Raw genomic sequence first — 14171 nt, forward strand, 5'->3', positions numbered from 1 at the left:
TACTTCAAGGAGCTCGAGATCGACGTGAAATTGGTATTCAGGGTTGTACCAAGGCCGTTCACGACCGCGATGATCGCAAGCGAGATGCCCGCCGCGATCAAGCCGTATTCGATGGCGGTCGCCCCGGACTCGTCGGAAAAGAACTTGAGAATGTGATGCTTCAACTCCGCCTCCACTTCGTCTTTGGGCCGGACGTGCCGGCCCCGTATGTGTACGGGCTATGATCTAAGGTTGCGTAAATCGGAACCCTGCAATTTTTGCGTAAATTGCAGCGCGATTAATCCTCAAATTTGCGCGAAAGCTCGCGCAGCAATGCTTTCCGGGATGTGTGCAAGTCGTTGAAAAGCCTGTGGGAAGATGATGGAGAAGTGCCTTCGAGCCGCCGCCAAAAGGCGGCGCCGGCTCTGTGGAGAATGGGTGGGACAGCGTGCGAAAAATTCGGGATCGTTCCGGTGAGAAATCGCGGTATGTCTCGTATTCACCCCGCTGGAAGACTCCTGCCCCCTCCCTGTTGATAGCCCGTGAATACCTCGACCCTCACCCCCGCCACCCACCGCGCGAGCCTTGCGATCGGCGACGAACGTGCGGCGAGGCGCGTCGTCGATGTGCTCACCGAGATCTTCTTCGAGGGCGAGGCCGCGGTTGCCGCGTTCGAGCGGCCTGACGGCCGCTGGGACGTGACCGTGCATTTTGCCGATGCGCCGGATCAGACGCTGGTGCGCCGGCTCGTCGCCAATGCAGCGAGCGAGGACGCGGCCCGCACGCTCGCCTTCGACACCATCGAGGCCAAGGATTGGGTGAAGGCCAGCCTCGAAGACCTCGTGCCGGTCCCGGCGGGGCGCTTTGTCGTGCACGGCGCGCATGACCGCGCCCGCGTACCCCAAAACAAGCTCGGCATCGAGATCGAGGCGGCGCTGGCGTTCGGCACCGGCCACCACGGCACCACGCGCGGCTGCCTGCTCCTGCTTGATCATGTGCTGAAAGCGCACGTGCCGAACCGCGTGCTCGACCTCGGCACCGGCACCGGCGTGCTCGCGATCGCCGCCGCCAAGGCGCTGCACCGGGGCATATTAGCGAGCGACATCGACGCGCCCTCGGTCATGGTCGCGCGCGAGAATGCGCACCTCAATGGCGTGGGCGACCGCGTGCATGCGGTGCGCGCCACCGGCTTCGCGGCACCGGACTTTGCAGCCAACGGCCCGTTCGACCTGGTGCTGGCGAATATCCTGGCCAATCCGCTGCGGCAGCTCGCGGGCCCGATGTCGCGGCATCTGGCACGCGGGGCGCATGTCATTCTGTCGGGGCTGTTGAACCATCAGGCGCCAGCCGTGATCGCCGCCTACCGCGCGCGCGGCCTGGTGCCGGTGCTGCATCTCAAAATAGAAGGCTGGAGTAGCCTCTTGTTGCGTGCGGTTGAATGACAGCGCGAACATGCGGCGACTGCAACCCGGTCGTCGGGGCGACCGTGGCGAGAAGCGCGGAGATCGCGGACGATTGAGGCTGGTTATGCGCGTTATTTGGGCTTCGGCTCGGCGGGAACGCTCTGATCGCTTTTCCGGCTGCGCTTGCCGCGGCGCTCGACAAGTCGATCCAGGAGCTGGACGATCACGCCACGCTGCTTCTTTTCGGCCGGCGTCTTGGAGACGCGGCGTACCGGGGGCGAAATCTTCTCAAAGCTAAAGGCAGGCATAGTGAATCCCCTCGCCGTCGAGTTGAGACACTCCTGGAAGCTTCCCCTACGCCATCTCGTTGGATGAACGCTGCATGACAGCAAATCGCTCCATCCACATGATTGCAAGCGGATTCTTCGCTTCGCGCGGATTTTCGTCAATTTCATCACATTGCCGGTTAACTTGCGCCCTCCTAAAGTAACGGATGATGTTCGAAGCCCGTTTCCAGACTTTTGAGGAGCCCGAAGGCGGCGTCGCGCTGTCGGCGCGGCTGTCGGCCCTTCGCGAGGAGCTGGGGCGCCGCAAGCTGACAGGCTTTGTGGTGCCGCGGGCCGACCAGCAGCAGAACGAATATGTCGCGCCGTCCGAGGAGCGGCTGGCCTGGCTGACCGGCTTTACCGGCTCGGCGGGCCTTGCCGTGGTCCTGGCCCAGGAGGCGGCGGTGTTCGTCGATGGCCGCTATACCCTGCAAGCCGCAAAGCAGGTCGACGGCAAGGCCTGGACGATCGAGTCGCTGGTCGAGCCGCCACCGGAGAGCTGGATCACCGCGCATCTGAAGGCCGGCGACCGGCTCGGCTTCGATCCCTGGCTGCATACGTCTGCCGCGGCCGAACGGCTGGCCCAAGCCTGCGCCAAGGCCAGCGCCGAGCTGGTCGCTGTCGACTCCAACCCCGTCGATTCGATCTGGACCGAACGGCCGCCGCCGCCGATCGCGCCGGTGTCCGTCCACGGCCCACGATTTTCAGGCGAAGCGGAGGTCGCCAAGCTTGGGCGCATCCGCGACGAGCTTGCAAAGCTGGGCGCTGACGCGCTGGTGCTCTCCGACAGCCACGCGGTAGCCTGGACCTTCAACATCCGCGGCGCCGACGTCGCGCACACGCCGCTGCCGCTCTCCTATGCACTCGTGCCGAAAGGGGGCCGGCCAACTGTCTTCATCGATCACCGGAAACTCTCGAACGCGACCCGCGATCATCTCGAGCAATCCGCCGACGTCCGCGAGCCCGGCGAGATGACGCCGCAGCTCACCGCGCTGGCCAAGGCCGGCAGCTCGATTGCGCTCGACGGCGCTACCGCCGCCGACGCACTGAGCCGCCTGATCACATCGGCCGGCGGCAAGCCGGTGCGCGGCAGCGATCCCGTCGCGCTGTTGAAGGCCGTAAAGAACCCGACCGAGATCGAGGGCACGCGTAACGCGCACCGGCGCGATGCCGTGGCGCTGGCGCGCTTTCTCGCCTGGATCGACCGCGAGGCGCCGAAGGGCACGCTCACCGAGATCGACGCGGTGGAGGCGCTGGAGACGTTCCGGCGCGACACCGGCGCGTTGAAAGACGTCTCCTTCCCGACCATCGCCGGCACCGGACCGAACGGCGCCATCGTGCATTATCGTGTCACCCGCAAGAGCAACCGGCGCATCGTGCCGGGCGATCTCTTGCTGATCGATTCCGGCGCGCAATATGAGGACGGCACCACCGACGTCACCCGCACCATGGCGGTCGGGGCGCCCACCATCGAGATGCGCGACCGCTTCACGCGCGTCCTGCGCGGCCACATCGCGATCGCGTGCGCAGTGTTTCCCGACGGCACCACGGGCGCGCAGCTCGACACGCTGGCGCGGCAATTTTTGTGGCAGGCCGGCATCGATTTCGAGCACGGCACGGGGCACGGCGTCGGCAGCTATCTCTCCGTGCATGAGGGGCCCGCGCGGATTTCAAGGCTCGGAACGGCGCCGCTCAAGCGCGGCATGATCCTCTCCAACGAGCCCGGCTATTACAAGACCGACGGTTTTGGCATCCGCATCGAGAATCTCGAGCTGGTGACGGCGGCGGAGGTGGCCGGCGCGGAAAAGCCGATGAATGCCTTCGAGACGCTGACCTTCGCACCGATCGACCGGCGTTTGATCGATGTTTCGATGCTGAGCGCTGCGGAACGCGACTGGCTCAACCATTATCATGCCCATGTGCGTGAGATCGTGCGCGCGCAGCTCGACGACGCCGACCAGCGCTGGCTCGACGCCGCGACCGCGCCGGTGTGATCCCCTCCTCCGTCGTCGTTCCGGGCCTGCGTGCTTCGCACGTATCCCGGAATGACGAACTGAGTTGCATCCCCTGTCCGTTATTATAACAGCCGCGTAGGCCTTGCGGGGGTGAACCAGGCGCCACTCTGGCTGTTCGGCGCGCAGATGATCGTAATGGTCGGCAACGCCTTCGTGATGGCGAACTCCGCGGCCGGCGCGATCAGCGTCCGCCCCGAAGCCGCCGGCACCGCTTCCGATCGCAGCGATTTCGCTGCTCTGCGCCGCGTCCATGATCTTCCTCGTGCCGCGGCGAGAGGTCATTCTCAGCGAGGAGCTGATTGAACAGGCGGAAGAGGAAGAGAGCGGGATGCTGTGACCGTCATTGCGAGGAGCGAAGCGACGAAGCAATCCAGACCGTCTCCGCGGAGCTACTCTGGATTGCTTCGCGGAGCTTGTCATCGGGCCGCGCGTTCGCGCGGACCCGTTGGCTCGCAATGACGGCGGAGCTATCCCCCCACCAGCTTCAGCCACTCATCTTCCGTCAGCACGGTCACGCCGTGCTTCTGCGCTTCGGCGAGCTTCGAGCCGGCGCCGGGACCCGCGACGACATAATCCGTCTTCTTCGACACCGAGCCGGCCGCCTTGCCGCCGAGACGCTCGGCCATGGCCTTGGCCTCGTCGCGCGTCATCTTTTCCAGTGAGCCCGTGAACACCACGGTCTTGCCGGCGATGGCCGAATTGCTCTTCGGCTTCGCGGCATCGAGGATGGTGACTTCCTTGGTCAGCCGCTCGACGATGCCGCGGTTATGGCTCTCGCCGAAATAGGCGGCGACGCTCTGGATCACCGTGTCGCCGATCTGATCCAGCGCATCCATCTCCGCGATCGCCTCCTCGTCGCCCTTGGCGACCTTGAGCCCCGCATCGTGGAACGCCTGCCAGGAGCCATAGCCACGCGCCAGCGCCAGCGCCGTGGTCTCGCCGACATGGCGCATGCCGAGCGCGTAGATGAAGCGCTCCAGCGCGATGTTGCGGCGCGCCTCGATCGAGCCGAAGAGATTGCGCACGGAGGTCTCGCCGTAACCTTCGATCTCCTCGAGCTTCAATTTGTTGTTGCGCCTTTGCAGGGTGAAGATGTCGGCCGGCTCCCTCACCCACTCCTCGTCGAAGAAATACTGAAGCTGCTTCTCGCCGAGACCGTCGATGTCGAAGGCGCGCCGCGACACGAACAGCTTCAGATGCTCGATCTTCTGGAACGGACAGGCGAACTCGCCGCTGCAGCGCGCGCGCGAGCCTTCCTCGCCGGTCGCCGTCTCCTCGCGCACCACGTCGGTGTGCAGCGGGCACGGGCATTTCTTCGGGAAGTGAAACTCTTTCGCACCCTTCGGCCGCTTGTCGATGACGACATCGACCACCTGCGGGATCACGTCGCCGGCGCGCTGAACCACGACCGTATCGCCGATCCGGATGTCGCGGCCCTCGCGCAGCACCTCGCCCTTGTTGCCGACGCCCTTGATGTAATCCTCGTTGTGCAGCGTCACGTTCTGGACGATGACGCCGCCGACACCGACCGGCTCGAGCTTGCCGACTGGGGTGAACGAGCCGGTGCGGCCGACCTGGATCTCGATGTCGCGCAGCACCGTCATGGCGCGCTCGGCGGGGAATTTGTGCGCGATCGCCCAGCGCGGCGTGCGCGAGACGAAGCCGAGCCGTTCCTGCCAGTCGATGCGGTCGACCTTGTAGACGACGCCGTCGATATCGTAGTCGAGCTCGGCGCGCTGCTCCTCGATTCTGCGGTGGAAGACGACGAGCTGCTCCACCGAATGACAAAGCCTGGTCAGCGGATTGGTCTTGAAGCCGCAACGCTCGAACCAGTGGATCATGCCGGTCTGCGTCGCTTCCGGCATCGCGCTCATCTCGCCCCAGGCATAGGCGAAAAAGCCGAGCGGCCGCGAGGCAGTGATGGAAGGGTCCTTCTGGCGCAGCGAGCCCGCTGCCGAATTGCGCGGATTGACGAAGGTCTGCTCGCCGGCCGCCTTCTGCCGCTCATTCAGCGCCAGGAAGCCCGTCTTGGTCATGTAGACCTCGCCGCGCACCTCGCAGATGTCGGGGATGTTGCGCCCTTTGAGCTTTTGCGGCACATCCTCGAGCGTGCGGATGTTGGCGGTGACGTCCTCGCCTTCGGCGCCGTCGCCGCGCGTCGCCGCCGTGATCAGCTCACCACCCTCATAGCGCAGTGACATCGACAACCCGTCGATCTTGGGTTCGGCGGAGAAATCGATCTTGTCGTCGGAGAGCTTCAGGAAGCGCGCGATGCGGCCGACAAAGTCGAGCACGTCCGCTTCGGCGAAGGCGTTGTCGAGCGAAAGCATCGGCAATGCGTGCCGGACTTTTTTGAAGCGGCCCGATGGCGCGGCGCCGACCTTCTGCGACGGCGACTCGGCAGAGACGAATTCGGGAAAGCGCTTCTCGATCGCGTTGAAGCGCTGGCGCAGCGCATCATAGTCGGCATCGGTGACCGACGGCGCGTCGTCCTGGTAATAGCGCCTGTCATGCCCCTCGAGCTCCAGCGCAAGGCGCGTATGCTCGACCTTGGCCTGCGCCTTGGTGAGGTCGGCGACGTCTGGAAGCGTTTTGGCCTTTGTCGTTGCTGCTCTTGCCATGGCAATTCGCGTTATAGTTTTCCGTCATTCCGGGACAGTCCGAAGGACCGGACCCGGAATCTCGAGATGCAGGGTTCGCGCTTCGCGCACCCCCGGACTGACAGTGCGGTGGGGGTAGAGGCTCATGGCGTACTATGGTTTATATTCTAGCAAGCCGGCGAGATGGAGCAATCGATATCGGGATAACCAACGATCTCGTGCGCCGCGTCTACGAACACCGGACAAAGGCTGTTTCCAGCTTCACGTCCAAATACAACATCACACAGCTCGTTTGGTTCGAAACCTACGACGATCCTATCTCCGCCATCACGCGAGAGAAAGAACTCAAAAAGTGGAAGCGGAGCTGGAAGGTTCAGCTGATCGAGGCTCAGAACCCGCAGTGGCTCGATTTGTACGAGTCCATCTGCAGCTAATATCATTCCGGGGCGGTCCGCCAGGGCCGAACCCGGAATCTCGAGATTCCGGGTTCGCGCTTCGCGCGCCCCGGAATGACGGCTAGGAGGCGGCCTTCAGGAGCCGTTCCGCGGCGGCTCTCGCTTCCGCGGTGATCTCGGCGCCGGCGAGCATGCGCGCGATCTCCTCGCGGCGGTGATCGGCGGCGAGCGCGTTGACGCGGGTGGCGACACGCTTGCCCTTGTCGAGCGCGTCCTTGGAGATCAGCAAATGCTGGTTGGCGCGGGCGGCAACCTGCGGCGCATGCGTCACTGCCATCACCTGCACCCTGGAGGCGAGGCGCGACAGCCGCGAGCCGATGGCATCGGCGACCGCGCCGCCCACCCCGGTATCGATTTCGTCGAACACCAGCGTCGGCGCCGAGCCGCGATCGGCCAGCACGACCTTGAGCGCCAGCAGGAAGCGCGACAGCTCGCCGCCGGAGGCGACCTTCATCAACGGGCCCGGCCTCGTCCCGGGATTGGTCTGTACCCAGAACTCGACGCGGTCAAAGCCCTGCGGGCCCGGCGAACCGGGATCGCTTTCAAGCTGGGTGGTGAAGGCCGCGCGCTCGAGCTTCAGCGGCGCGAGCTCGGCATTGACCGCCTTGTCGAGCCTCTCGGCGGATTTTTCGCGGGCAAGCGAGAGTTTCTTTGCGGCCGCGCTGTAGCGCTGGTCGGCCTCACCCGCGGCCTGCTCGAGCTTCTTCAATTGCTCGGCGCCGGCATCGATCAGCGCCACATCGGCGGCATATTTCGCGGCGAGTGCAGCGAGCCCATCGACCGGCGTGTTGTATTTGCGGGAAGCAGCCCGCAGCGCAAACAGCCGCTCCTCGATGCGCTCAAGCTCCAGCGGATCGAAATCGGCCGCCGCGAGCGCGGCAGCAAGATGCTGGTCCGCCTCTTCCAGCGCATTGATCGCGCTATCGATCGCTTTCACCGCGGGCTCGACCAGAGCCGGCGAATTCGCCGCGCGTCGCTCCAGGCGCCGCACCGCCGCCGACAATGCCGCGACCGGCGAATGATCGCCGCTGACGGCATCCTGCGCTTCGCGCAGGTCCGCCGCGATCTTCTCGCCCTGCATCATCACCGTGCGGCGGCCCGCAAGCGCGGTCTCTTCGCCGTCCTGCGGCGCCAGCACCTTCAACTCATCCGACGCGTGGCGCAGATAGTCGGCCTCGCGCGCGGCGCGTTCCATGCCGGCGCGATGCTCCTGCAGCGCCGCATTAGCGATCCGCCGCGCATCCCAGAGCTTCTCCAGCGCCGCGACGTCCTTCTCGAGCCCCGCGAAGGCATCGAGCAGGCGGCGGTGGGTCGCGGCATCGACCAGCGCGCGCTCGTCATGCTGGCCGTGGATTTCGACCAGGGCGGAGCCGACCGCCTTCAGCGTCTGCACCGAGATCGCCTGGTCGTTGATGAAGGCGCGGGTACGGCCGTCGGCGAGCTGCACGCGGCGCAGGATCATCTCGCCGGTGTCCTCCAGGCCGTTGTCGGAAAGAAGTCTGGTCGCGGGATGGCCCTTCGGCACATCGAACATGGCGGTGACCTGCCCCTGCTCGGCGCCGTGACGCACCAAGCCCGCATCGCCGCGGCCACCGAGCGCCAACGCAAAAGCGTCGAGCAGTATGGATTTGCCCGCACCGGTTTCACCGGTGAGCACCGCCAACCCCTTCGAAAATTCGATGTCGAGGCGTTCGATCAGGACGATGTCGCGGATCGACAGACGCGCCAGCATGGAAACCCAGTTCCTAGCCGAGACCAACCTTCTTGAAGGCCCGGCTGATCCAGGACCCCTGATTCTCGCTCGGTTCGAGACCGCCGGATTTTACAAGATTATACGCGTCCTTGTACCAGCGGCTGTCGGGAAAATTATGCCCGAGCACGGCGGCCGCGGTCTGCGCTTCGCCGACAATGCCCATCGCCATATAGGCTTCGGTCAGCCGCTCGAGGGCTTCCTCGACCTCGCGCGTGGTCTGGTATCGCGTGACCACGGTCTTGAAGCGGTTGATGGCCGCGATGTAGTCCTTCTTCTGCAGATAGTAGCGACCGATCGCCATTTCCTTGCCGGCGAGCTGGTCGCGCGCGCCCTCGAGCTTCGCCTTGGCGCTGATGGCGTATTCCGAGGTCGGATATTTGCGCACCACCTCTTGCAGCGCGGCCATCGCTTTCTCGGTCCTCCCCTGGTCGCGGGAGATGTCGGGGATCTGGTCGTATTGCGAAGCCGCGATCAGATATTGCGCATAGGCCGCGTCGGGGCTGCCCGGGTGCAGAGTGACGTAGCGCGTGGCAGAGCCGATGCAGTTGTCATAGTCGCCCTGTTGGTAGGACGCATAGGCCGACATCAGAAGCGATTTGCGCGCCCAATCGGAATAAGGATGTTCGCGGTCGACTGCCTCGAACTTCTTCTCGGCCGCCTTGTCATCCTTTTTCTCGTTCATCAGGTACAAGCCCTCATTGTAGAGCTTGTCCGCAGGCTCGTCGGGGAAGGAATCCGGGTCCTTGGCGAAGAACTTGTCCCACAGCGCGCCGGTGCCGCAGCCGCTCAAGGGCAGCGCAAGCAGAATCAGCGATACGGCGAGCCGCAGCCGCTGCGCCACCGTTTTGTGAAATCCGCGCATTCCACGCTGTACCGACATGACCCTCTAGAACCTGACGCCCCTGATGCGCTTCGTATTATGCGCTTCGTGCGGTACCCGTTGTTTGCGCCACAAGTTCGCTCATGACGCATATATTCACTTGGCCATGGCGTCTGCCGTGCGACCAAGGCCCTGTCTATCTAAAAATTCCTCGTTAACCAACCGCATAGGCAGGCATTTCGCCCGGATTAAGGCGGTCCGTCCGGACCTGCAGCCAACGTGGTTACCAAAGATGACGACCGGCCCAGGTTGAGCGGGAATCGGCCCAAAGACTGCCTTAGGACACGTCCGGACCGAAGGCTGCGGCAATCCGCCCACCGACGACGCCGCGGCCGGTCTCGGCCTGCACGCGGGGACGGCGCGCCGTTTCGGCTTCCACTTCGCGCCAGGCAGTACGGTCGGCGAGCAGCGCGGTCAGGACGGCGTGGTTGAGCTTGTGGCCGCCACGGACCGAGCGATAGGCGCCAAGCAGTGGCAGGCCGGCGAGCGCGAGATCACCAACCGCGTCGAGCACCTTGTGGCGGACACATTCGTCGGCGAAGCGCAGGCCTTCGGGGTTCAGCAGCCGCTCCTCATCGAACACGACCGAGTTCTCGAAGGACGCGCCAAGCGCAAATCCCGCGCGCCAGAGCCGCGCGGTGTCGTTCATGAAGCCGAAGGTGCGGGCGCGAGCGACCTCGCGGCGGAACCCCTCCGGGTTCAGTTCCAGCGCATAAGTCTGGCGGCCAATCACCGGGTTGGCAAAGTCGATTTCAGCCTCGGCGCGGAAGCCCGACGCGTACGGGCGCAGTTCGCCGAAGCAATCGCCGACCGCGACCTGAACCGGCTTCAGCACCTGGATATAGCGGCGCGGCGCCGACTGGCTGACAACGCCGGCCTGATCGATCGCGGCGACAAAGGCCGCCGCGCTGCCGTCCATGATCGGCGCTTCGGGGCCATCGATTTCAATGGTGGCGTTGTCGACGCCCATGCCCCGCAGCGCAGCGAGGACATGCTCGACGGTGGAAACCAGTGGACCTTCGCTATCCCCGAGCACGGTTGCGAATTCGGTAGCAATCACGGACCGTGCAGTGGCCTGCACCTCGCGCTCTCCGCCCTCAAGACCAGTCCGCACAAAAATAAGACCCGCATCCACGGATGCAGGCCCGATCGTGAGACTAACAGGAGAACCGGAATGTACGCCGATACCGCATACCGTGGCTTGCGAACGAAGCGTTGTTTGCCGGCTGAATTTCATGCGACGACCGCCCACTACCTACCCAAAGCCAGACCGGCTCACCAGCCCGTGAGCCCTGACCGAATCTCGCTCTAGGTATCCCCAAGTCGCAGCAACCATAAACTTTGCCTCAAACAGCGCCAACTCACGGTTCTTTACCGATTGTTACCCCATCTGTGCCGCATTCGCGCCAAAGGTTAACCAAATTCCGGCTCCGCTCGCCCCGAATTCAGCCGCGCCATCCAATCAGGCAATTCATAATTCATGATTTAAAATCAGTTGCTTGCTGCATCCGCGATAGAGGCGGAGGAATAAAAGCAAAGGCCCCGGCAACGCTTTGCCGGGGCCCCTTTCGCTGCCACGATTGTAACAATTCTCAGGTGGCCTGCCGCCGTAGGAAAGCGGGGATATCAAGATGATCGTCTCCCTGTGGCGCCGCGGCAACAGGTGCGGGACGCCCATGGCCGTCCAGACCCTGCGGCGCAGGACGACGAGCGTATTCTGATACCGGCTCGTTAGCCGCGATCTGCTCCTGAACCGTCCGCTTCGAGGGCTTGCGCTCCGGCAGCGGCGGCATCGCCGGCATCGCCGGACTAGAAGCGCGGGCCGCGATCGGCGGCTCGGTTTCCTCATCGCGCCGGCCGAGACCGACATTGGCAAGGCGCTGCAACAGCGAAAGCCGGCTCTTCTGCGGGTGCTCCTCCTCCGATTCGCCACGAGCTTGTTCGCCCCGCGCCTGGCGAATCTCGGCCTGGGCCGGCATCGGCAGGTCCTCGAACTTCGGCATCCGCGGCGAGCGACCCGCCAGGCGCTCGGCCGCCTGCGGAATGAACGTTTCGGGCGTCATCGGCTCTTCGGCCGGCTCCGCGCGCGCCACGTCGTGGTCGGGGAACAGCGACGGCTTTTGCGCAATGGGGCGCACCGTGACGTCGCCATAGACCTGCTGCGCCGGCGCAGGCGGGACCTCTGGCGCGACAGCCGCGGCAATCGCGGCCAGCGCCGCGCGCTCGACATTGCTCGAGCCGCGCTGTGGCGATGCGGCGGCGGCCGGAGCCGCGACCGGGGTCGCTTCGAGCTTGGCGGCGCGCTCGGCAAGCCGGGCATTGTCGGCGCGAAGCCGCGCGGTGAGGTCGGCAAGGCGATTCTCCGGAGCTCCACTCGGGGCCGCCACGGGTGCCGAAGGCGCCGCTGCCGGAGCCGAGTTCCGCATGATCTGCGCCTGCTCGATGCCGGTGGCGACAACGGAGACGCGAATCAGGCCATCCAGCGCCTCATCGAAAGTGGCGCCGACGATGATATTGGCGTCCTGATCGACCTCCTCGCGGATGCGGGTTGCGGCTTCATCGACCTCGAACAGAGTGAGGTCCTTGCCGCCGGTGATCGAGATCAGAAGACCACGGGCGCCCTTCATCGACGAATCATCGATCAGCGGATTGGCGATCGCCGCTTCCGCCGCCGTCAGCGCACGCTTGTCGCCGGAGGCCTCGCCGGTTCCCATCATCGCCTTGCCCATCTCGCGCATGACGGCGCGGACGTCGGCAAAGTCGAGGTTGATCAGGCCTTCCTTGACCATCAGGTCGGTGATGCAGGCAACGCCCGAATAGAGCACCTGGTCGGCCATCGCGAAGGCGTCGGCGAAGGTGGTCTTCTCGTTGGCGACCCGGAACAGGTTCTGATTCGGGATGATCAGGAGCGTGTCGACCACCTTGTGCAATTCGGCGATGCCGGCTTCCGCCGTGCGCATGCGGCGCTGGCCCTCGAAGTGGAACGGCTTGGTCACCACGCCCACGGTGAGGATGCCGATCTCGCGCGCGGCCTTGGCGATCACCGGTGCGGCGCCGGTGCCGGTGCCGCCGCCCATACCGGCGGTGACGAACACCATGTTGGCGCCGGAGAGATGGTCGCGGATCTCGTCGATCACTTCCTGCGCGGCGGCAGCGCCCACATCCGGCTGCGAGCCGGCGCCGAGGCCCTGGGTCACCTGCGTGCCCATCTGGATGATGCGCTGCGCTTTCGACATCGTCAGCGCCTGCGCGTCGGTGTTGGCGACGACGAAATCGACCCCCTGGAGTCCAGCGGTGATCATGTTGTTGACGGCATTGCCGCCCGCGCCACCGACGCCGAAGACGGTGATCCGGGGCTTCAACTCGTGAATGTCAGGGGGGGTAATAGTGAGTGCCATGGTTGCCTCTCGTTCACGCGCGCGTGGGTTCGCCCCGGCCCTCGGCCGCGGGAGTTGGAGAAATTCGCAAGATTTGTGAAATGGTCATCAGAAGCCCTCCCTGAGCCATCGTCCGACCTTTCCGAAATAGCCGCCGGTCCCCGTCTTGAGCTGCCGCGTGGGCCGCGGTTCGGTGTGTTCAAGGTGCGCGTATTGCGGGTAGACCAGCAGCCCGGTGGGTGCGGCAAAGGACGCGGTCTTCGCCTCGTTCGGCAATCGGCCGAAGCCGAGCGGCCGGCCGACGCGCACCGGCCGGTTGAGGATCCGGGTGGCGAGCTCGGGAATGCCTGTCAGTTGCGAGGCGCCGCCGCTCAACACGACCCGTGCCTTGGGCTCCGCCGCGAAGGGGGAATCCTTAAGCCGGTCGCGGACCATTTCAAAAATCTCCTCGACGCGGTGCTTGACGATGTTTGCGATCGTGGCGCGTGACACGATCTGTGGAACATCCCTGTCGTTGTCGCCCGCCGCTGGCACGGACATCAACTCTCTCGCGTCGGACCCACCGGTCAGTACGGTGCCATATAACGTCTTGATTCGCTCGGCATCCGCAATGCATGCCGACAGTCCGCGCGCAAGGTCCATGGTGACGTGCTGGCCGCCGACCGCGAAGCCGGAGGCATGCACGAAGCGGCCGCCCGAATAGATCGCAATCGTGGTGGTCCCCGCCCCCATCTCGACCACGGCGGCGCCGAGATCGGCTTCGTCGTCGGTCAACACGGAAAGGCCGGCCACATAGGGGCTCGCGGCCATGGCCTCGACATTGAGGTGGCAGCGTTCGACCACCAGCATCAGGTTTCGGGCGACGGTTGCGTCCGCCGTGACGACGTGCATGTCGACGCCGAATTGCCGGGCCACCATGCCGCGCGGGTCGCGGATGCCCTTGACGCCGTCGATGGCATAGCCGACCGGCAGCGCATGCACGACCGTGCGGCCTATTCCGGTCGCGTGATGCATGCCGGTAGAGGTAACACGGCTGATGTCGGCAGGCGTTACCGTATTGCCACGGATGTCGGCGGCAGCTTCAATCAACTGGCCCTGCAGGCGGCCGCCGGAGACCGAGAGCAAAACCGACTCGACGCGGACCTTGGCCATGCGCTCGGCGAGCGCAACTGCCTGGCGCACCGCCTGCTCGCATTCGCCAAGATCGACCACCGCGCCGGCCTTCACGCCGCGCGACTGGATCTGGCTGTAGCCGATCAACTCGGCCGCATGGGTGCGCCCGCGCAGCGTCTCGCTCGGCGGGCACGGCTTCAGCCGCGCAATCATGCAGGCGATCTTGCTGGTGCCGATATCGAGTGAAGCGACCAGCGCGGTGCGCTTGCC

The 14171-nt window shown here is 65.0% G+C and carries 10 protein-coding genes and 2 pseudogenes; 4 read left to right on the forward strand and 8 right to left on the reverse strand.

Features of this window, described 5'->3' with window-relative positions; translation table 11 throughout:
* Window positions 1–164, reverse strand: a 164-nt coding sequence (locus VKR55_RS22910) for a Flp family type IVb pilin (RefSeq protein ID WP_324406903.1), incomplete at its 3' end; no start/stop codon positions are given.
* 357 nt (window positions 165–521) lie between these two features.
* Here VKR55_RS22910 and VKR55_RS22915 point away from each other — a divergent pair.
* The gene (locus tag VKR55_RS22915) at window positions 522–1421 is read left to right on the forward strand and encodes a 50S ribosomal protein L11 methyltransferase (protein WP_324406887.1); all 900 of its coding nucleotides are present in this window, start codon (window positions 522–524) and stop codon (window positions 1419–1421) included.
* A gap of 92 nt (window positions 1422–1513) precedes the next feature.
* Here the strand turns inward: VKR55_RS22915 and VKR55_RS22920 are convergent, their stop codons facing one another.
* On the reverse strand, window positions 1514–1690 hold the full coding sequence (locus tag VKR55_RS22920) for a hypothetical protein (RefSeq protein WP_324406888.1): 177 nt from the start codon (window positions 1688–1690) through the stop codon (window positions 1514–1516).
* A 188-nt stretch (window positions 1691–1878) separates the two neighbouring features.
* On the opposite strand from VKR55_RS22920, the gene VKR55_RS22925 reads away from it, so the two are divergent.
* Entirely contained in the window at window positions 1879–3702 is a 1824-nt protein-coding gene (locus VKR55_RS22925) for an aminopeptidase P family protein (RefSeq protein WP_324406890.1), read from the forward strand.
* A gap of 108 nt (window positions 3703–3810) precedes the next feature.
* Window positions 3811–4060 (forward strand): annotated as a pseudogene (locus VKR55_RS22930) (Bcr/CflA family drug resistance efflux transporter); the annotation flags it as partial.
* A 130-nt stretch (window positions 4061–4190) separates the two neighbouring features.
* On the opposite strand, the gene ligA reads toward VKR55_RS22930, so the two are convergent.
* Complete coding sequence (ligA, locus tag VKR55_RS22935; protein ID WP_324406891.1) at window positions 4191–6344, reverse strand: NAD-dependent DNA ligase LigA; 2154 nt, start codon at window positions 6342–6344, stop codon at window positions 4191–4193.
* 124 nt (window positions 6345–6468) lie between these two features.
* On the opposite strand from ligA, the pseudogene VKR55_RS22940 reads away from it, so the two are divergent.
* Window positions 6469–6757 (forward strand): annotated as a pseudogene (locus tag VKR55_RS22940) (GIY-YIG nuclease family protein).
* Window positions 6758–6839: 82 nt separating this feature from the next.
* Here the strand turns inward: VKR55_RS22940 and recN are convergent.
* The 5 genes from recN to ftsA all read right to left on the reverse strand — a co-directional run.
* Window positions 6840–8510 carry a DNA repair protein RecN gene (gene recN, locus VKR55_RS22945; RefSeq protein WP_324406895.1) on the reverse strand — a complete coding sequence of 557 codons (1671 nt, stop codon included), beginning with the start codon at window positions 8508–8510 and terminating at the stop codon, window positions 6840–6842.
* A gap of 13 nt (window positions 8511–8523) precedes the next feature.
* Entirely contained in the window at window positions 8524–9411 is an 888-nt protein-coding gene (locus VKR55_RS22950) for an outer membrane protein assembly factor BamD (RefSeq protein ID WP_324406897.1), read from the reverse strand.
* A 277-nt stretch (window positions 9412–9688) separates the two neighbouring features.
* Window positions 9689–10648: a UDP-3-O-acyl-N-acetylglucosamine deacetylase gene (lpxC, locus tag VKR55_RS22955; protein ID WP_324406899.1), complete on the reverse strand. Its 960-nt coding sequence runs from the start codon at window positions 10646–10648 to the stop codon at window positions 9689–9691.
* A gap of 355 nt (window positions 10649–11003) precedes the next feature.
* A complete protein-coding gene (gene ftsZ / locus VKR55_RS22960) occupies window positions 11004–12809 on the reverse strand; it encodes a cell division protein FtsZ (RefSeq protein ID WP_324406900.1) in 1806 nt (601 codons plus the stop codon).
* Between the two features lie 87 nt (window positions 12810–12896).
* A partial coding sequence (gene ftsA, locus VKR55_RS22965; RefSeq protein ID WP_324406901.1) for a cell division protein FtsA occupies window positions 12897–14171 on the reverse strand: 1275 nt, incomplete at its 5' end.

Source organism: Bradyrhizobium sp. (assembly GCF_035309285.1).
Lineage (GTDB): Bacteria > Pseudomonadota > Alphaproteobacteria > Rhizobiales > Xanthobacteraceae > Bradyrhizobium.